20 protein-coding genes are annotated in these 18384 nt (G+C 42.4%); 18 read left to right on the top strand and 2 right to left on the bottom strand.

Translation table 11 applies throughout. The features are described 5' to 3' along the window. The 3 genes from FHS57_RS31715 to FHS57_RS29225 all read left to right on the top strand — a co-directional run. Nucleotides 1-254: hypothetical protein (locus tag FHS57_RS31715; protein WP_221225761.1), on the top strand; the 254-nt coding region annotated here is incomplete at its 5' end. A gap of 4 nt (nucleotides 255-258) precedes the next feature. Beyond that, the gene (locus tag FHS57_RS29230; RefSeq protein ID WP_183979951.1) at nucleotides 259-1479 is read left to right on the top strand and encodes an MFS transporter; all 1221 of its coding nucleotides are present in this window, start codon (nucleotides 259-261) and stop codon (nucleotides 1477-1479) included. Between the two features lie 195 nt (nucleotides 1480-1674). Beyond that, nucleotides 1675-2046 (top strand): hypothetical protein, encoded by a 372-nt coding sequence (locus FHS57_RS29225; protein ID WP_183979961.1) that lies wholly within the window; start codon nucleotides 1675-1677, stop codon nucleotides 2044-2046. A 13-nt stretch (nucleotides 2047-2059) separates the two neighbouring features. Here FHS57_RS29225 and FHS57_RS29220 read toward each other — a convergent pair whose 3' ends face one another. Next, nucleotides 2060-3043, bottom strand: a complete 984-nt coding sequence (locus FHS57_RS29220) for a tyrosine-type recombinase/integrase (RefSeq protein ID WP_183979949.1) — start codon at nucleotides 3041-3043, stop codon at nucleotides 2060-2062. After that, entirely contained in the window at nucleotides 3009-3407 is a 399-nt protein-coding gene (locus tag FHS57_RS29215) for a hypothetical protein (protein ID WP_183979947.1), read from the bottom strand. The genes FHS57_RS29220 and FHS57_RS29215 overlap by 35 nt, the downstream gene beginning before the upstream one ends. A 335-nt stretch (nucleotides 3408-3742) precedes the next feature. Here FHS57_RS29215 and FHS57_RS29210 point away from each other — a divergent pair, with 335 nt between their 5' ends. The 15 genes from FHS57_RS29210 to FHS57_RS29140 all read left to right on the top strand — a co-directional run bounded on the left by FHS57_RS29210 (nucleotide 3743) and on the right by FHS57_RS29140 (nucleotide 18293). Continuing rightward, nucleotides 3743-4183 (top strand): HYC_CC_PP family protein, encoded by a 441-nt coding sequence (locus FHS57_RS29210; RefSeq protein ID WP_183979945.1) that lies wholly within the window; start codon nucleotides 3743-3745, stop codon nucleotides 4181-4183. Between the two features lie 122 nt (nucleotides 4184-4305). Beyond that, entirely contained in the window at nucleotides 4306-4869 is a 564-nt protein-coding gene (locus FHS57_RS29205; protein ID WP_183979943.1) for an AraC family transcriptional regulator, read from the top strand. A gap of 15 nt (nucleotides 4870-4884) precedes the next feature. After that, nucleotides 4885-6375: a multicopper oxidase family protein gene (locus FHS57_RS29200; RefSeq protein ID WP_183979941.1), complete on the top strand. Its 1491-nt coding sequence runs from the start codon at nucleotides 4885-4887 to the stop codon at nucleotides 6373-6375. Between the two features lie 46 nt (nucleotides 6376-6421). Then, entirely contained in the window at nucleotides 6422-7471 is a 1050-nt protein-coding gene (locus FHS57_RS29195) for a sialidase family protein (RefSeq protein WP_183979939.1), read from the top strand. 35 nt (nucleotides 7472-7506) lie between these two features. Continuing rightward, nucleotides 7507-8793, top strand: a complete 1287-nt coding sequence (locus FHS57_RS29190) for an efflux RND transporter permease subunit (protein ID WP_183979937.1) — start codon at nucleotides 7507-7509, stop codon at nucleotides 8791-8793. Continuing rightward, nucleotides 8790-10724 (top strand): efflux RND transporter permease subunit, encoded by a 1935-nt coding sequence (locus tag FHS57_RS29185; protein ID WP_183979935.1) that lies wholly within the window; start codon nucleotides 8790-8792, stop codon nucleotides 10722-10724. The genes FHS57_RS29190 and FHS57_RS29185 overlap by 4 nt, the downstream gene beginning before the upstream one ends. Beyond that, on the top strand, nucleotides 10708-11988 hold the full coding sequence (locus FHS57_RS29180; RefSeq protein WP_229601489.1) for a TolC family protein: 1281 nt from the start codon (nucleotides 10708-10710) through the stop codon (nucleotides 11986-11988). Before FHS57_RS29185 ends, FHS57_RS29180 begins: the two co-directional genes overlap by 17 nt. Beyond that, nucleotides 11963-13567 carry a heavy metal-binding domain-containing protein gene (locus FHS57_RS29175; protein ID WP_183979933.1) on the top strand — a complete coding sequence of 535 codons (1605 nt, stop codon included), beginning with the start codon at nucleotides 11963-11965 and terminating at the stop codon, nucleotides 13565-13567. The genes FHS57_RS29180 and FHS57_RS29175 overlap by 26 nt, the downstream gene beginning before the upstream one ends. After that, a complete protein-coding gene (locus tag FHS57_RS29170; protein WP_183979931.1) occupies nucleotides 13564-14772 on the top strand; it encodes an efflux RND transporter periplasmic adaptor subunit in 1209 nt (402 codons plus the stop codon). The genes FHS57_RS29175 and FHS57_RS29170 overlap by 4 nt, the downstream gene beginning before the upstream one ends. 165 nt (nucleotides 14773-14937) lie before the next feature. Next, a complete protein-coding gene (locus FHS57_RS29165) occupies nucleotides 14938-15405 on the top strand; it encodes a 5-fold beta-flower protein (RefSeq protein WP_183979929.1) in 468 nt (155 codons plus the stop codon). Between the two features lie 67 nt (nucleotides 15406-15472). Beyond that, nucleotides 15473-16345 (top strand): DUF2911 domain-containing protein, encoded by an 873-nt coding sequence (locus FHS57_RS29160; protein WP_183979927.1) that lies wholly within the window; start codon nucleotides 15473-15475, stop codon nucleotides 16343-16345. 13 nt (nucleotides 16346-16358) lie between these two features. Then, entirely contained in the window at nucleotides 16359-17006 is a 648-nt protein-coding gene (locus FHS57_RS29155) for a class I SAM-dependent methyltransferase (RefSeq protein WP_183979925.1), read from the top strand. A gap of 4 nt (nucleotides 17007-17010) precedes the next feature. Continuing rightward, nucleotides 17011-17223, top strand: coding sequence for a GDCCVxC domain-containing (seleno)protein (locus FHS57_RS31910; protein WP_183979923.1), 213 nt, complete (start codon nucleotides 17011-17013; stop codon nucleotides 17221-17223). A 57-nt stretch (nucleotides 17224-17280) separates the two neighbouring features. Continuing rightward, a complete protein-coding gene (locus FHS57_RS29145) occupies nucleotides 17281-17760 on the top strand; it encodes a DUF3347 domain-containing protein (RefSeq protein ID WP_183979921.1) in 480 nt (159 codons plus the stop codon). Continuing rightward, a complete protein-coding gene (locus tag FHS57_RS29140) occupies nucleotides 17760-18293 on the top strand; it encodes a hypothetical protein (RefSeq protein ID WP_310587024.1) in 534 nt (177 codons plus the stop codon). Before FHS57_RS29145 ends, FHS57_RS29140 begins: the two co-directional genes overlap by 1 nt. The last annotated feature ends 91 nt before the right edge of the window (nucleotides 18294-18384 follow it).

Below are 18384 nucleotides of genomic sequence, written 5' to 3'. Positions count from 1 at the left end.
AAATTCTACCTGCCCATACCTCAAAGTCAATTGAAATCGGGCAAGGAATTATTTCATCGAGCTTAGGTCAAATCAAAAAGTCAATCACAATGTTATCTCTTGAAAAAGAGATGTTTATCGAAACTGTTTTGTCAAAATTGCCACCTACTCCTGCAAATTATTTACAAATCGCCGAAATCAATCGAAATGCCGACGCCTCTGGTTATTCTCTGGCTGATTTAGAAGCGGGAGCGAACCGTTGCGCCATTCAGTAGGACTATGAAAAATATACAACAGGGGTTACGAGAGAACTGGCAACAATTTTCGTATTTAGTTATTGTCAATGCTTTTGTAGGGGGAATGCTTGGTCTTGAACGTACTGTTTTGCCACAACTTGCTGAACAGGAATTTGGCATTACGTCCAAGACGGCCATTTTTTCATTCATCACTACTTTTGGAATCACAAAGGCAATCTGTAATTATTTTACGGGCAAATGGGCAAATGTTTTCGGTCGAAAGAAATTACTTGTCTTGGGCTGGTTTTTTGCGTTACCTATTCCTTTTATGCTAATATATGCCGAAAGTTGGACATGGATTGTGCTAACTAATATTTTACTCGGCATTAACCAAGGATTGACGTGGAGCATAGCAGTTGTGATGAAAATAGACCTTGTGGGCGACAAAAACCGTGGCTTGGCAGTCGGTATCAACGAGTTTGCGGGGTATCTATCTGTTGGGATAGTTGCTTTTCTGACTGGATTTCTTGCCGAGCAATATGGCGTTAGACCATACCCTTTTTATATCGGTATTTTGTTTTCGTTTTTAGGGCTTGGAATAAGCATTTTTAAGGTCAAAGACACAGGACATTATGTATTAAAAGAAACACTATTAAATAACAAAGTTCCTCTCCTCCATCCTTTTTTAGATACCTCCTTTCGGCATAAATCATTGAGTTCCATTACCCAAGCAGGTCTAATCAACAACCTCAACGACGGTATGATATGGGGCCTTCTCCCTTTACTGTTATTCACCCAACACTTCGGGTCTACTACCATTGGAGTGATTTCAGCAGTGTATCCTTCGGTTTGGGGAATCAGTCAGTTATTTACTGGAAGATTATCTGATATTTATTCCAAAAGACTGCTTCTATTCTGGGGGATGCTGATACAAGGCTTGGCGATTATGTTTTTGACTTGGGCTTTTACATTTACCCATTTTATACTCATAGGAGTCACCTTGGGGCTGGGGACTGCACTGGTTTATCCAACATTTCTAAGCTCCATTGCGGATTACACTAATCCAACGCAACGAGCCGAATGTTTAGGAACATTTCGTTTTTGGCGGGATTTAGGGTATGCCATAGGGGCATTATTGACTGGTACACTTGCTGATGCCTTCGGTATAAATATGTCCATTACATTTATAGGTGTATTGACCATTATTTCAGGGATTATCATTTTGATTAGAATGGATAATCAAAGTGCTTTACCTAATTCGTAAAATTCTTTCAGCTTATAGTACCAACTTCGTAGCCGTGCCTTATATCAATCCAAAAAATGATTTCAGCCTTGCTTTCGGAAAATGGGGCAATTACAACCAATGTTGCAGAAAATGAAGATTTAAAAAGAAAACTAATGAAGAAGTGATTGAAAAAGATAAAAAATCCGTTCTTTGCAGAATAATGCTGATTTAAATATGGCTGATTTAAAATTGCAATCTATTCTCCAACAGGTACTTATAGATTTAAGTGATGAATCAAATCATTACTTCCTTATGGCTAATTATTATGAGCACACCTCATCTGAAAAATTGAATGAACGATGGTATTTAGCCAACATCTATATCCATAAAGATGCCATCTCTAATTTGCTTGTTGGTCAAGATAGTATTGGTATTGACGTTAGATTAAACCCTGATAGTCCTCAGCAAATTGACAGCATCAAAATTAATCTTGATCAAATTTACCGAATTCGAAAGAATAAAACAGGTGGAATATTTAGCGACGAAGATGATATTTATGTAGAAGTATCTAAATTAAATCTCCCTACTTTTACAAAGGAGGGCTAATCCTATTTTCGTTTTAAAGCCCCAATTTCGTAGCGGCATTGTGCTGCTTGATGTCTTCAATACGGGTATAGCGTTGAATCATCACACTCGTCTTGTGCTTAGACTGGCGCATAATTTCTGAGTCATCAGCCCCGTTGATTTTAGCAATGGTAATAAAAGATGCCCGTAAGGAATGTGCCGAATATCGGCCACCTATATACTTTTTGACTGTATCATAAACGGTCATGTCATTGAGTCGTTCTTCTGTGATTTTATCCCCTTTCCGAACACGTACAAACAATGGACCAGTGGGTCCCTCCAAACGCTCAATCCACTGTTTTAAGTTACGAATGGGGCAAAAATTAACCTCGGGGCTATAAAAAAAGGCTTTCTCCTCTGATTCTCCATATTGATTGGTTTTGCTTTTAGACAAGGATATGATTACTCCATCGTCATTAAATACAACATCCTCAATATTCAAACTTACTAACTCTGATCTCCGATAAGCTCCTACAAAGCCAATCAGCAACAAGCATTTATCACGCAAACCTGCGTTGGTAGTCGTGTCTATTCCTTGCAAAATAGTTTTCAACTCCTTCATCTTAAAAGCAGGAGCTTGTTTTTGTCGAACGCCATTGGTACGCTTGATGCCTTCCATCACTGCACGAAAAGCTTTGTCTTTGGTCGGCAAGTCCAAATTGTTTAGTTCGTGTAGCTTGCTAATCGCCGCCAATTTTCGATTGATGCTGGCCCACTTATGAGTATCGGCTAAGTGTGACACATACGCCGCTAATGTTATGGCTGAAACAGGCAATTCAGACTGGTCATGTTCAACGCACCAGTTTTTAAAATTCCTAATGTCCGATTTATAGGCCCGTTGGGTATTGGTCGCCCCCTCTAAACCCTTGCGGGCGTAGCCAGCCATTTTTTGGGAAAGCACTTCACTGACAGGGGAAGACCGACCTATCTCAATCTCCGTGATTTCATTGGTCATCACCATCGCTTTTTTTGTATTCATTCCACTTTTCCCAATCTGCTGGACGCAATAATCTTTTGATATATTCATCCATCCCAATATCACGACGCTCCATCACATGACGGCGAAAAGGCCAGGCGGATTTAGACGCTTCAAATCCTTCTTCTTCAAAATGCGTTCTTATGTTTTCGGGAAGTCCTTCAAGCCATTCTTCAAAATCTTCTATCGTTTCTTCACCTCTGGCAAGGCTCATATAGCGATATGAAGCATTTCCAAAATTCATAGACAGCAGCCAAAAATCGAAATTATCGTCAACCCTTGATAACAAGAAATCTATTTGATTCTCTCCCGTCTGTTTGTGGGGATGTTTGACATATATGAGTTTTTCAAGTTCTTCTCTGGACATAATTTTAAGTTTTTTACAAAGGTATTATTACTTACGATAATTTAATGTTATCGTAAGTAATAAATATTCAATTTTCAATGACTTTGTGAGACTACTTTAATATTAAAACCTCTTCCTACAATTGCTTTATCATTTTATTACTAACATCAGCCATTTCTTTGGCCGAGAAGGGCATTCGGTCTCTACCTATTTAAAAAGCAAGAATCGTCTTAAAGGAAATGAGTGTTGGCAGTTACACTCATATAATCTGAAAATTATGTAAAAAGTAACGATAAAAATATAACCTTTCATATACTTGCCTCTTCGTACATTTGTCGTTATCAAAGCATAGTATAATGAAACAATTCATCAGACGTACCTTTTGCCTTTACTTAGCTATCCAAGTGCTGTTCGCCAGCACAGGATTTGCTATGTATGAGCATTGGTGTTTGATGAAGGGAACAAAGACTATTTCTTTTGTTCACGAAGAAAAATGTCAGAAAGCAATCCACAAAGCCAGTCATAAAAAGTCTGGGTGTGGAGATAGTTTTAAGCGTAGCAAATGCTGTTCGGACAAAGTTTCTTACTACAAAATCCAGACCCCTTCGGCTGACGGCAGTTCCGTTCATTTCGTGAGCCAGCATATTGATTTGGCCTCTATTTCCCCCCTTATTTATTCCTCTTCGGCGGCTTGGATTAACCAAACTGTTTCGTTTCGCTTACCTCATTTTTATAGTGCTGCTCCGCCACTTCATGGGCGTAGTATGCTCATTTTTGTACAATCTTTCCTAATCTGATTAGATAAAAAGCCACTTGTGAGCTGATGGCGACCTTTGGGGTTGCCTGTTGGTGTTTTTCTTTTTCCACCAAGATTTATCTAATCTACCATGTTATTCTACCTACGTTTCTTAGAAACCTTATGAAACTGTACATCAAAAATATGGTGTGCAGTCGCTGTAAAACCGTGGTTCGTCAAGAACTCGAAGCACTTGGACACCAAGTATTAACAATCGAATTGGGTGAAGTTGTCCTCGAAAAACCTGCCACCGAAGTGCAACTCAATCAAATTTCGGAGCGATTGCAAGCACATGATTTTGAGTTGTTGAGCGATAAAAAACAGCAGCTTATTGAACGAGTCAAGACGGCCATCGTTGAGTTGGTTCACCTCCAAAACGATGGTCTTCGTCGGATGAAACATTCTGACTATATCACCGAAAAAGTAAGCCGAGACTACCGATACCTTAGTACACTTTTTCCAGAAGTGGAGGGAATTACCATCGAGCAATATTTGATCAATCAGAAATTAGAAAGGGTAAAAGAGCTACTGGTCTATGATGAGTTGACCCTTTCGCAAATTGCTGATTTACTTAATTACAGTAGTGTGGCTCATCTCTCAACACAATTCAAGTCCATTACAGGAATGACCCCGAGTCAGTTTAGAAAAATTCGGGATAAGAAAAGGAAGCCATTGGACGAGGTATAATAACAAAACAAAAACATGAAACGGAACGATTTTTTAAAAACACTTGGATTGGGAACGGCGGGAGTGCTGGTCGGCGAGAGTTTGTTGTCTGGTTGTATGAATCACGACATGGCGGCAATGGATATGGTAACTGCCCCTACCGTGGTTGAAGGCGCATTTACGACGGTTTTACCCATTCCCGAAACTATTACTTCGGGCACAGCACTGAATGCCCGCAGCCAAAGCGCAGCAATTTTGGCAGGCAAAACCGAGCAAGTGTTAGGTTACAAAAACGGTATTTTAGGGCCTACTTTTCGGGTGCAGCGAGGCAGTACAGTTACGATTCCGTTTACCAACGGGCTTTCGGAAGTAACCAATATTCACTGGCACGGCCTGCTTGTCCCTGCTTCGATGGACGGACATCCCGACCAAATGGTTATGGCGGGACAGTCATTTAACTATACTTTCAAAATAGATCAGACGGCGAGCACGGCGTGGTATCACCCGCACCCACACGAGAAAACAGGCAAACAGGTGTTTATGGGTTTGGCAGGAATGTTTATTGTTGAAAGCCCAGAGGAAAAAGCCTTAAATCTTCCTTCGGGCAACTACGAATTGCCGTTGGTAATTCAAGATAAACGATTGGACACTAACGGGGCAATTATGTACAGCCCCACGTTGGAAGAGGTAATGATTGGCTACATGGGTGAAACCATTACAGTAAATGGGGCAAATGCACCCGTTCAAAATGTAACTACCCGAACCTATCGTTTACGAATCGTGAATGGTTCTAATGGAAGGATTTATAGCTTGGCATTGAGTAACGGCAATTCTTTCATGGTTATCGGATCGGATGGCGGCTTACTTGCTGCCCCTGAAACGGTAATGAGCCTATTGCTTGCCCCAGGCGAAAGAGCTGATTTGTTAGTGGATTTTAGCAAAGTAGCCCTCAATAGCGACGTGTTTCTGCAAAGTAATTCTTTTTCGGGTGTAAGTTCTCAGGGTAGCCAGAGCTTCAAAATCATGAAGTTTACTGTGAACAAAGCCGAAACAGACACCTTCAAAATACCGACTTTGTTAAACTCCTTAACAAGTATTTCTGCTGCTTCTGCCATAAAAACCCGCACGTTCGATATTGGTGTGATGATGGATATGGGTTCTGGTGGGCATGGAGGCTCAATGGCCATGAAAGGAATGCACACCATCAACGGCAAGGTTTTCAACAGCAACCGCATTGACGAAAGTGTAACCCTGAACAGTACCGAAATCTGGGAGTTTGACAACACCAAGGGCGACGAGCCTCACCCCATGCACCTGCACGGCACTTTCTTTCAGGTAATCAGTCGAACGGGCGGACGGGGCAACATTTTGCCGCACGAAAAAGGTTTGAAAGATACTGTTTTGGCAATGCCAGGCGAGAAAGTTCGCATCATTGTCAAATTCGAGCATACTGGAAAATTCGTTTTCCATTGCCACAACCTCGAACACGAAGACGACGGAATGATGCTCAATTTTGAAGTGAAATAACAATCTAATTATACTTTGATTCATGCTTTTTAAACCATTCAATACCATGTTTAGTAGAATTCTTCTGGTACTTGTCATTGGTTCTTCGGTTGCTCGTGGGCAACACGTTTTATTCCAAACGAAAGGCATTCAGCCTGCCATTTGCATCGGTGAAAACGAATCCATAGAAATGGTATTTGGAAAAGGCAATGCGTTTTATTACACTGATTCAAAAAATAAAGGTCTGTCTTTTACTTCACCTGTTCTGGTTGATAGTCTGCAAGGACTGCATTTGGGGGTGTCAAGGGGTCCACAAATCGCCTCTTCTCGTCTTTCCACAGTGATTACCGCCATAGACAAGAAGGGCGATTTGTATGCATATGTGCTTAATCGTAAAATGGGAAAGTGGCAAAACCGCCTTATTATCAACGATGTACCAGAAATCGCCAAAGAGGGTTTCAATGCCTTAGCGAGTGATGGTAAGGGTACTTTTTTTGTGATTTGGCTTGACCTGCGGGACGACAAAAAGAATAAAATTTTTGGTGCAATTTCTACGGATGGTGGTCAAACGTGGGGAAAGAATAAACTTATCTATCGTTCACCCGATTCGACAGTCTGTGAGTGTTGCCAGCCCTCCATTATTATGAAAGACAAACAGGTGGTTGTGATGTTCAGGAACTGGATTGGTGGTTCACGGGATATGTACGTAACGACTTCAAAAGATGGCGGAAACACTTTTCAGCCTGCCATAAAAATGGGAAATGGAACATGGAAATTGAACGCCTGTCCAATGGATGGTGGAGGGATTAGTTTGAATAAAAACGGCGTATTAGCCTCTGTGTGGCGGCGTGAGAATCAGTTGTTCACAGCAACATTAGGCGAACCAGAACAATTCCTTGCCCAAGGTCGAAATGCCTCTATTGCGACCAGTAGTGTAAGCACATTCATCGCTTGGCAAAATCAAGGGCAAATCTGGTTGAGTCAATCTGGGCAAAAAGAACCAACAAGTTTGGGCACAGGCAGGTTTCCAAAAGTGTCTATTCTTAATGAACAGCAAGCCTTTTGCGTGTGGGAAGACAATGCCATCATTAAAGGAATGGTTTTAACTGAAAAATAAAAGATATAACAAGCAAAAATGAATTTGAAAATATTATGGTAGAAAAACTCATCCATTTTGCCCTGCACAACAAATTAATCGTGATTGTAATGGCGTTGGGTCTGTTTGGATGGGGCGTGTATTCCGTCCGAAACAACCCCATTGATGCTATCCCTGACCTTTCTGAAAATCAGGTTATCGTCTTTACCGAGTGGATGGGGCGCAGTCCTCAGCTTATCGAAGACCAAATCACTTACCCATTGGTTTCCAACCTGCAAGGTATTCCTAACATCAAAAATGTACGGGGGACTTCCATGTTTGGGATGAGTTTTGTTTACGTCATTTTTGAGGACAATGTAGATGTCTATTGGGCAAGAACTCGGGTTTTGGAACGGCTCAATTATGCGCAACGACTACTTCCACAGGGCATTACACCCACATTGGGACCCGATGGCACGGGCGTTGGACATATTTTTTGGTATCACCTCGAAGCCCCAGGCATGGACTTAGGCGAGCAACGGGCTTTACAGGATTGGTACGTCAAATTTGCCTTACAAACCGTAAAAGGAGTAAGCGAAGTAGCTTCGTTCGGTGGGTTTGGAAAACAGTACCAAATCAACATTGACCCCTATAAGCTCAATTATTTCAACGTGCCGCTCATGGATGTACTCAATTCCATCCGTAAGAATAACAATGATGTGGGCGGTCGAAAATTTGAAATGTCGGACATGGCCTACATCGTGCGGGGATTGGGGTATATAAAAAATGTCAAAGACATTGAGGATATACCCATAGGAAATTATGGCTCCGTTCCTGTGCGGGTGCAAGATGTGGCAACAGTTCAAATGGGCGGAGAACTCCGTTTGGGTATTTTCGATGTAGATGGTGAAGGCGAAGTCGTAGGCGGTATCGTGGTGATGCGTTACGGTGAAAATGCCGATGCAGTCATCAAAGATGTAAAAATCAAAATGAAGGAGGTTGAGAAAGGGCTTCCGCCAAACGTGAAATTCAAGGTTTCCTATGACCGCAGCGAGTTGATTGAAGCGGCCGTAGCGTCAGTAAAAGGAACGTTGATTGAAGAAATGATAACTGTTTCGATTGTAGTTCTCATCTTTTTGCTGCACTGGCGCAGTGCCTTAATCATTCTGATACAGTTACCGATTTCAGTGGCAATTGGCTTCATCCTGCTCAATGCATTTGGTATCTCTTCAAACATCATGTCGCTAACGGGCATTGCTTTGGCTATTGGCGTGGTGGTAGATGACGGCATCGTGATGGTTGAAAATGCGTATCGGCATCTTTCGGAAGCCCAATTGGATAAAGAAAAAAATCAAAATCTATGAGTTGGTTTAAAAATAAATTTCGGATCTCAAAAGACCCGCTTACCCACGATGAACGGTCGGAGATTATCGAAAAATCATCGAAACAGGTAGGACCCGGGGTATTTTTTTCGACGATTGTGACGATTGCTTCCTTCTTACCTGTTTTTTTACTGACGGGTATGGAAGGCAAACTGTTTTCCCCTTTGGCATGGACCAAAACATTTATCCTGCTCGTTGATGCGTTTTTGGCAATTACCCTAACTCCCATATTGATTGTCTTGTTACTTAGAGGAAAATTAAAACCTGAAAGTGCCAATCCAATCAACCGATTTCTCGAAAAAATCTATACACCTATTCTAAAATGGTGCTTAAAATACCGCAAGACTACTATTGGTATCAATCTGTTGGCATTGGCTGTTAGTGTTCCGATGATGCTCAACTTGGGCACAGAGTTTATGCCACCACTCGACGAAGGTTCGCTGCTCTTTATGCCCGTTACTCTTCCTGACGTATCCAATTCAGAAGTAAAACGGTTGCTGCAAGTCCAAGACAAATTGATAAAAACAGTCCCCGAGGTTAGTCACGTTATGGGAAAGGCGGGTCGAGCCAATACCGCCACCGACAATTCACCCATCAGTATGTTAGAAACGATAGTACTGCTCAAACCAAAAAGCGAATGGCGGGAAGGAAAAACCAAAGATGACATCATCAACGAATTGAATGCCAAACTGCAAATCCCGGGGGTAACGAATGGCTGGACGCAACCCATCATCAATCGCATTAACATGCTTTCAACGGGAATTCGTACCGATGTGGGATTGAAGGTGTACGGGCAAAGTTTAGATTCAATCAATCGAGTTTCGCAGATGCTCAAAAAGCAATTGGAAGGCATTGACGGAGTAAAAGACTTATATGTTGAACCCATTACAGGAGGTAAGTACATTGATATAATTGTCAAAAAGGAAGAAATCGGGCGTTATGGACTGAGCGTGGATGACGTAAACATGATTGTAGAAAGTGCCCTGGGAGGTATGATTCTGACTACTACCGTAGAAGGTCGTCAGCGTTTTACGGTCAATGCTCGTTTTGCCCAAGACTTCCGAAACAATATTCAAGCCTTGAAACGAATGCAGGTTCAAACGGCAGGCTACGGGCCTATTCCCCTGGATGCCGTTGCGGAGGTGAAAATTTCAGAAGGCCCCCCAATGATTAACTCAGAAAATGCCATGCTTCGGGGTACGGTACTTTTCAATGTCAGAGATCGAGACTTGGGAAGTACGGTAGAGGAAGCTATGAAGAAATTGGAATCTTCGGTAAAAAAATTACCCAAAGGGTATTTTATCGAATGGAGCGGGCAGTGGGAAAACCAAATCCGAGCTAATCACACCCTTAAAATCATCCTGCCAATCGTGCTGGTCATTATTTTCTTCGTATTGTATTTCACTTATAATTCGATGAAAGAGGCACTTATTACCATGATTACCGTGCCATTTGCCCTCATTGGCGGGGTATATATGGTGTATTTCTACGGGGTTAATCTTTCGGTGGCGGTGGCGGTGGGCTTCATTGCCTTGTTCGGTATGGCTATCGAAACCGCTATGCTCATGACGATTTATCTCAACGAAGCCATGCAAAATTTGGTCGCTGCCAATGGTAATTCAAAAGATACCATCACCAATGCGGATATTCGTGAATATGTGATTCGGGGAGCTGCCCAACGGCTTCGCCCCAAGCTCATGACCGTCTCCGTTTCTTTGTTTGGTCTGATTCCGATTCTGTGGGCAACCGGCGTAGGTTCAGATGTGATGCTGCCCATTACAATTCCACTTATTGGCGGCACCATTACTTCTACAATTTATGTGCTATTAGTTACACCCGTTGTGTTTGAGATGACCAAAGAATGGGAACTTAAACGATACGGAAAAATTGAACTTTATGATGTTAAAGAGTAAAAAGCCATGGTTAGTAGTAGGGTTATCGCTCTATACTATTGTTTGCGAAGCGCAACAAAAACTGAATTTGAGCGGGATACTCCATCAAATTGAGCAAACACACCCCAATTTGAAAATGATGGATGCCAAAGTGAAAGAATTAGATGCTTACGCCGAAGGTGCTCGAAACTGGGAAGCTCCCAAATTTGGGGCAGGATTCTTTATGACCCCGTACAACTATATGATGTGGAGTCGGGCGGGTGCATTATACCACGAAGGCATGAATCAGGGCATGGGTTCCTTTATGATTCAGGGAGAACAGATGATTCCCAATCGTAAAATGCTTGATGCCGATGAACGCTATATGAAATCCATGTCAGGTATGGAAACCGCTCAAAAAGGCGTGATGAGGAATATGCTTTTTGCCGAAGCTAAAATGGCTTATTATCGTTGGTTAGTGTTGGAAAAGAAAAAAAATGTCTTGAAAGAGAGCCAGAATCTACTCAAATACATGATTGAGTCGGCAGAGGTTCGGTACAAATACAACCAAGAAAAATTAAGTAGCATCTACAAAGCCAAAGCTGCCCTCTTAGATTTAGATCGCATGAACCTGATGTTCGACGGTGATATTCGTCAACAAAAAGTAATGCTCAACACGCTCATGCTGCAAGACCGAGCCGCTGATTTTCAGATTGATACGCTTTCTTTGGCCTATCTGTACCCAAACACTCCGTTAAATTTGGATACCATATCTGTAATCAACCGCAGTGATTTGAAGGTGATTGACCAAAGCTTAACCATTTCTCGCTACAAACAGGAGGTGGAATTTCAGAAACTCAAACCTATGTTTGGAGTGCAGTACGGCCACATGTTCGCTTTTGGCAACCAATGGCAGTTTACGCTCATGGGCATGGTCACAATTCCATTTGCCAAGTGGTCCAGCCGCCAAATCAAGGCCAATATCAAAGGACTTGATTATCAGCGACAAGCCTACAATAAACAGCGAGAAGGCTTGACCAATCAGATTTTGGGAAATTTGGCAGACCGTCAAGTCATGATGCAATCGTACCAAGCTCAAATCAAACAGTACGACAACGAGCAAATCCCCACACTACGGAAACGCTACCAAAGCACCTTATTAGCCTATGAACAGAATACCGACGAATTGTTTATGGTACTCGATGCGTGGATGGAGCTAAAAATGGCTCGTATGAACCAACTGGATTTGTTGCAACAATTACTACAAGCCCAAGTAGAATATGAAAAAGAATTGGAAAAAAGATAACCGCCTCGTTTGGTTCATTCTTGTCTTACTCGTTGGTTTATCAGGTTGTCAGTATGTCAACCAATATTTCCAAAAAGGAGAAGACAAGCCGAAAGATGTGTATGCCTGCACCATGAAATGCGAAGGCAACAAAACCTATGATAAGCCAGGTTCTTGCCCTGTTTGCGGGATGGATTTGGTAAAAGTGACTAACCACCAAACCCACAGCGATACAGCAACGGTAATGATGGGGCAGATGAAGAAAGTAGGCAAGAAATATTACTGTACTATGAAATGCGAGGGCGCAAAAACCTACGACAAGCCCGGTTCCTGCCCTGTTTGTGGGATGGATTTGGTCGAGAAAAAACAAACTGCCTCAACTGAAAAAGTAGTTTACACCTGCCCCATGCACCCCCAAATTCAGAAAGGCCAAGCGGGTTCTTGCCCAATTTGCGGGATGGACTTAGTAAAAAAAGGGGGTGCTGCCGAGGGAGAAACTCTTTCTCCTGATGATAGTTTAGCGATTCTGGTGAAGCCCACTTATGAGTATGTATTGAGTGGCGTAAAAACCACCCAACCTGAGCAACGCTCCCAAAAACTGGTGGTCAATGCTTTTGGTTTTTTGAGTTATGATGCACGGGCTTTAAACAGCATTGCCACCCGCTTTGGCGGTCGTATTGAGCGACTGTACGTGCGGTATCCGTTCCAAGCAGTGAGCAAGGGACAGAAAATCATGGACATTTACAGTCCCGAAATTGTAACAGCCCAACAAAACTTAATTTTTCTTTTACAAAACGATGCTGATAATCAAAACTTAATAGAAAGTGCCAGACAACGATTATCGCTGTTGGGCCTAACTTCTGAGCAAATCAAGACTGTTGAACAAAGTAAAAAGCCAACGATTCAATTGAGCATTTACAGCCCGTATAGTGGTGTGATTGTCGAGCGTGGAGTTGGAGGATCAGCCCCAATGCCTTCGGGTGGAAGCAGCATGAGTAGCGGTATGGGCAGCTCCAAAACTGGTTCAGCAATTGCTCCACCACCCACCGCTCAAAACGGCGAATTAACCCTTAAAGAAGGGATGTACGTGCAAAAAGGACAACGCTTGTTCGAGGTACAAAGCACGAGTACGGTCTGGGCAATGCTTGAATTTTATCCAACTGATATACCCAAAGTAAAAGTAGGACAGACGGTTATGATTATGTTGGAAAACAATGAAGAAATCCAGCTTTTTGGCAAAGTAAACTACCTCGAACCCATGATTTCTGCCAACAATCGCAACCCACGGGCGAGGGTATATCTGAGCAATCCAAACGAAAAATTAAAAATTGGTTCACTGGTCAAAGCCTCTATCAATGCTGGCAGTCAGGCCGCTTTGTGGGTACCAACAACAGCCTTGCTTGATATGGGCAGAACCAAAACAGCATTTGTACAGACGAAAGGAGCGTTCCTCTCCCGTACCGTCAAAACGGGCTTGCAAGAAGGCAACTGGATTCAGGTGTTGTCTGGTCTTTCGAGCCAAGATACGATTGCTAAAAATGCCCAATTTCTCATGGACAGCGAAAGTTTTGTAAAATCTAACGACCTCTCAATGCGATGAAAAGACGAGCATTTATCAATACCGCAGGTTTAATAGGGCTAACGGTACTTTGGGAATCTTGCAAACCAAAAAGCACTGAAAAAGTAGCCGATAATGTATTTTATACCTGCTCAATGGATCCACAGGTTATGGAAAAAAAGCCTGGCACTTGTCCGATTTGCAAGATGGCTTTGACCAAGATTGTCATTGACCCCAACATGAAAAATCAGGGGTTAAAACTAAGTGACCAGCAGAAACAACTGGCAAATGTACAGGTAGAAACGGTAGTCCTGCGGCCACTCGGTGAAGAAATTACGCTGGCAGCCGTACTTACAGAAAACAAAGACAAACTATCAACCGTCACGGCTCGGATACCCGGACGTATTGAAAGGTTGTTGGTACGCAATGTAGGTGAGTTTGTGCGAGTAGGACAGCCCATTTATGAGATATACAGCGAAGAACTCTCGGCTTCGCAACGGGATTTCTTGATTGCTTCGCAAAAACAAAAAGTGCTGAAAGACATAGACATTAACTTCAAACAGTTGGTTGAAGCCGCCAAGAATAAATTGTTGCTTTGGGGCATGAGTGATGCTCAAATTGCTGAATTGGAGAAGTCAGAACAACCCAACAACAAGCTGACTGTCAATAGCCAATACGCAGGTGTAGTGAGTGAGGTTCTTGCAGAAGAAGGTTCATACCTAAGCGAAGGAAGTACTGTATTGAAGCTCTCTGACCTTAGTACACTTTGGGCGGAGGCACAATTGTACGTAACAGAATTGCCATTCCTGAATCAGACCAAGGATGCGCTTGTGGAGATTCCGTATTACGCCGACCGCATCATCAATGGGCGGGTTAATTTCGTCAATCCTGAGCTGCAACCTTCAAGTAAAATCGTCACGATTCGGGTGGATATTCCGAACAGCAAACGGGAGTATCAGACAGGCATGCAAGCCTACATTACCCTGAAAGGCAAGGTAAAAAATACCATTGCTGTACCCACTAACGCCCTGATTCAAGACACAAACGGCGTTACGGTCTGGTTAGAAAACGCTGTTGGTGCTTTTGAAAGTCGCATGGTAAGCGTTGGCATGACAAATAAAGACTATACCGAAATTACGAATGGCTTACACGTGGGCGAAAAGGTGGTAGTGTCAGGGGCGTATCTGCTCAATAGCGAGTATATCTTCAAAAAAGGGAGTAACCCAATGGAGGGTCATAAAATGTAAGTACCATGAAAGAATGTTGTAAAACAGGAAATGAGCCACCCCTCAAAAGTGGAAAAAGTATCTCAGATGGCTGATTATTGTCATTTTAGTGGGCCTGATTCTATTCGTAACTTTTCAGAAGTAAACCAATTTTTAAATTTTAATTAACAATCAATTTCAATCAAAATGAAAACAAACCAATTATTCCGAATCGGGGCTTTTATCGCCCTATTGTCAATCGTTTCAATTTCTGTCTTTGCCCAAGCCAATTACAAACAACCCATGAGTATTGGCAAAGACGGCAAAATTATGGACAGCAAAGGCACAAGTGTAGGGCTGGTAACCAAAGACCAAATCATCAAAGACCATGACGGTCACAAAATTGCCTTTGTGGACGGCGAGGGTAACTTGATAGATGCCAAGACCAACAAAAAAATGGGTAGAATGGGCAAAGACGGCAAAACATATTACAATGCACAAGGCCAGCTACTATTCACGATAAAAGACAATCCAGATGAAACTTGTGACATTGTAGATGCCAAAGGAAAAGTAATTGGAAACGTACACGATAGCTTAAAAGGTGTTGCCTGCGCTATCCATTGTTTTAATAAAGATATGGCTAAAAAGGCAGACGGTAGCCACATGAAACACTAAACTCAAAAGTCAGGTGGCAATAATTGTCCACCTGACTTTTTTCACTCTCTATAAACATCAAAACCCAATGAAAAAATTACTTATTCTCGCATTTTTAACGGCAAGCCTTTCGGCAAATGCCCAATTAAACTTCCCCCCAGCCAGCCCCGAAGCCCACTTTACCCAGCAAGTAGGTTTTACTCAAATCACTATAAAGTACGAACGCCCTCTGGCTCGTGGACGCAAAATTATGGGCAGCTTAGTGCCGTATAATGGCGAACTTTGGCGAACGGGCGCAGGGGATTGCTCAACCATTAAATTTAGCGAAGGCCTTACCATTGGTGGTCAAAAAGTACCCGCAGGAAACTATTCGCTTTTTTCCATTCCCAGTGCTGACGAATGGACGATTGTACTAAACCGTGATACCACCATGCACGGTACAGGTGGATATGACCAAGCAAAAGATTTGGTGCGCTTCAAGGCAAAATCCGAAGCTACTAATCGCTATTATGAAGCCTTTACGATTGATATTCAGGACATCATAAAAAACAATGCCAATCTGTATTTGACTTGGGAAAACACTTCCATAAAAATTCCAATTCAAACGACTGCCGATGAAAAAATTATGACAGACATCAAGAAGAAAATTGTAGATGAAAAAGGCACTCGCCCCATGCTGTTGTTTCAAGCGGCTAACTATTACTACGAAAATGATAAGGACATAAACCAAGCTCTTTCGTGGATTCAGCAAGCCACGGCACAAGAAGCCAAAGCTAATTTTTTGATGACCCAAGCCCGAATCCAAATGAAAGCTGGTAAACACAGCGAGGCCATTGAGTCAGCAAAAAAATCAGCAGAAGTGGCTCGTACTGATAAAAACGAGGCGGCGGCCAAAGCGGCAGAAGCGTTTATTGCCGATATGAATAAAATGCACAGTGGAGGCATGGAGCATAAGCATTAAAACGAGAGTATCTATGAGCGACACCACCTACATCCCCGCCCTACGATTCAACTGGTTGACGAAAATATATGACCCTTTGATTCAATGGACAACGCCCGAAAGACTATTTAAACAAGACCTTATCATAGAAGCGGGTATCGAAACCGAATTCCATGTCCTTGATTTTGGGTGTGGAACGGCTACGCTTTCGATGATGACTAAATCGAAATACCCTTCGGCTTTCGTGACGGGTGTGGATGTAGATGCAGAAGTACTGGCAATTGCCAAGAACAAATTAAAGGATTTCCCCTACCCTATTCGTCTTGATCAATATGACGGTATGAAACTGCCTTATCCCGATGAAACATTTGACCGAGTGATTTCAAGTTTGGTATTTCATCACCTCACCCCCATTCAGAAAGCGAAAGCCTTCCAAGAAATCAAACGGGTATTGAAATTTGACGGTGAGTTGTACATCGCCGATTGGGGCAAAGCCGAAAATAGCCTGATGAGGGGATTGTTTTATGGTGTGCAACTCTTGGACGGCTTCAAAACAACCCGTGATAACGTATCGGGTCTGATGCCCTCCTACTTGCTTGAAGCAGGCTTTTTGAGTGCTAAGGTTTTGAAAAAATACCGTACTGTATTTGGAACGTTAGAATTATTCAGAGCAAAAAAATAAAACTATGGTGACCGCTATCATTTTGCAATCTGAAATCACCTGCCCAAGCTGTGGTCATCAAAAAATAGAAGCCATGCCTACCAACGCTTGTCAATTCTTTTATGAATGTGAGCAGTGTAAAACTGTTTTGAAGCCCAAAGATGGTGATTGTTGCGTCTATTGTAGCTATGGCGATATGCCTTGTCCACCCATTCAACAAAACCAAACTTGTTGTTAAGATTAAAACTCTTTCACTTTCAATCAATTATTTTTTACAATCAAACAATTCAAAACAATGAAAAAAACAATCATTCTTATCCTTGCACTTTTAATTTCAGGAATAACATTTGCTCAACATGAAGGTCATGATATGAGCAAAATGAACATGGGTATTGACCCCGTTTTGACAGCTTATTACAAGGTTAAAAATGCTCTGGTTGCCTCAGATGCAAAAACTACCGCAGTCGAAGCAAAAGCCCTTTCGGCTGCACTAAAAAAAGCCGAAAAAATGGTGAGTGCTGATGCACTGAAAGCGGCAGATTCCATTGCTAAATCATCGGACATTGATACCCAACGTGCTCAACTCGGTACGCTCACCGCAGGGATATATGCCGCCGCAAAAATGGCAAAACCAGGCAGCCCTGTTTATTATGATTTCTGCCCGATGGCCAACGGTAATAAGGGCGGCTATTGGTTGAGTGAGAAAAAAGAAATCGCCAATCCGTACTTTGGAGATATGATGCTCAAATGCGGTAAAGTCAAAGAAACGCTCTGATGAAACGAGCGGAACTGCACCGTAAAATTCGCAAGAGCCACCGCTATTTAGGGGTGGCTCTTGGCGTTCAATTCTTGTTTTGGACACTGGGCGGACTGTATTTCAGTTGGTCAGATTTGGACGATGTCCATGGTGACCATCAAAAAGCCCATATCCATCCCGTGGGAGGCAATGTTCAACTGGCTCCGCTGTATGATGTTTTACAAAAACTCAAAGCAAAGGATACAGTCAATTTTATTTTCGATACGCACTTGATTCAGGTTTTGAGCGAACCTGTCTATCAAATCACCTATTCCAAAGAGCATGACCGAGGCAAAAAAATCCAATTAGCCAACGCCGTTTCGGGTGAATTGAGACCCGCATTGAATAAAACCGAAGCGGTTCAAGTAGCTCAACGCAATTTTACTGATGACGCAAAGGTGAAATCGGTTGAATACCTAACCCCACCAACGGACATCACGAATACAGAGCAGAACCCTTACCAGCCTTCGCTATCACTTTCGACCACCCTTCTAACACAACGGTCTATGTAAGCACTGAATTAGGTACTGTTCAGAAGTTTAGAAACAACAAATGGCGCATCTTTGATTTTCTGTGGATGCTACACACCATGGATTACCAAAC

This window comes from Runella defluvii (assembly GCF_014195535.1).
Lineage (GTDB): Bacteria > Bacteroidota > Bacteroidia > Cytophagales > Spirosomataceae > Runella > Runella defluvii.
This window is presented reverse-complemented; position numbering and strand designations above follow the sequence as displayed.

Coding starts and splice junctions, on each gene's coding strand:
- FHS57_RS29140 (WP_310587024.1), top strand. CDS start 17,760: ATGAAACGAGCGGAACTGCACCGTAAAATTCGCAAGAGCCACCGCTAT.
- FHS57_RS29210 (WP_183979945.1), top strand. CDS start 3,743: ATGAAACAATTCATCAGACGTACCTTTTGCCTTTACTTAGCTATCCAA.
- FHS57_RS31910 (WP_183979923.1), top strand. CDS start 17,011: ATGGTGACCGCTATCATTTTGCAATCTGAAATCACCTGCCCAAGCTGT.
- FHS57_RS29225 (WP_183979961.1), top strand. CDS start 1,675: ATGGCTGATTTAAAATTGCAATCTATTCTCCAACAGGTACTTATAGAT.
- FHS57_RS29230 (WP_183979951.1), top strand. CDS start 259: ATGAAAAATATACAACAGGGGTTACGAGAGAACTGGCAACAATTTTCG.
- FHS57_RS29145 (WP_183979921.1), top strand. CDS start 17,281: ATGAAAAAAACAATCATTCTTATCCTTGCACTTTTAATTTCAGGAATA.
- FHS57_RS29195 (WP_183979939.1), top strand. CDS start 6,422: ATGTTTAGTAGAATTCTTCTGGTACTTGTCATTGGTTCTTCGGTTGCT.
- FHS57_RS29180 (WP_229601489.1), top strand. CDS start 10,708: ATGATGTTAAAGAGTAAAAAGCCATGGTTAGTAGTAGGGTTATCGCTC.
- FHS57_RS29215 (WP_183979947.1), bottom strand. CDS start 3,407: ATGTCCAGAGAAGAACTTGAAAAACTCATATATGTCAAACATCCCCAC.
- FHS57_RS29160 (WP_183979927.1), top strand. CDS start 15,473: ATGAAAAAATTACTTATTCTCGCATTTTTAACGGCAAGCCTTTCGGCA.
- FHS57_RS29190 (WP_183979937.1), top strand. CDS start 7,507: ATGGTAGAAAAACTCATCCATTTTGCCCTGCACAACAAATTAATCGTG.
- FHS57_RS29220 (WP_183979949.1), bottom strand. CDS start 3,043: ATGAATACAAAAAAAGCGATGGTGATGACCAATGAAATCACGGAGATT.
- FHS57_RS29185 (WP_183979935.1), top strand. CDS start 8,790: ATGAGTTGGTTTAAAAATAAATTTCGGATCTCAAAAGACCCGCTTACC.
- FHS57_RS29175 (WP_183979933.1), top strand. CDS start 11,963: ATGAAAAAGAATTGGAAAAAAGATAACCGCCTCGTTTGGTTCATTCTT.
- FHS57_RS29155 (WP_183979925.1), top strand. CDS start 16,359: ATGAGCGACACCACCTACATCCCCGCCCTACGATTCAACTGGTTGACG.
- FHS57_RS29165 (WP_183979929.1), top strand. CDS start 14,938: ATGAAAACAAACCAATTATTCCGAATCGGGGCTTTTATCGCCCTATTG.
- FHS57_RS29200 (WP_183979941.1), top strand. CDS start 4,885: ATGAAACGGAACGATTTTTTAAAAACACTTGGATTGGGAACGGCGGGA.
- FHS57_RS29170 (WP_183979931.1), top strand. CDS start 13,564: ATGAAAAGACGAGCATTTATCAATACCGCAGGTTTAATAGGGCTAACG.
- FHS57_RS29205 (WP_183979943.1), top strand. CDS start 4,306: ATGAAACTGTACATCAAAAATATGGTGTGCAGTCGCTGTAAAACCGTG.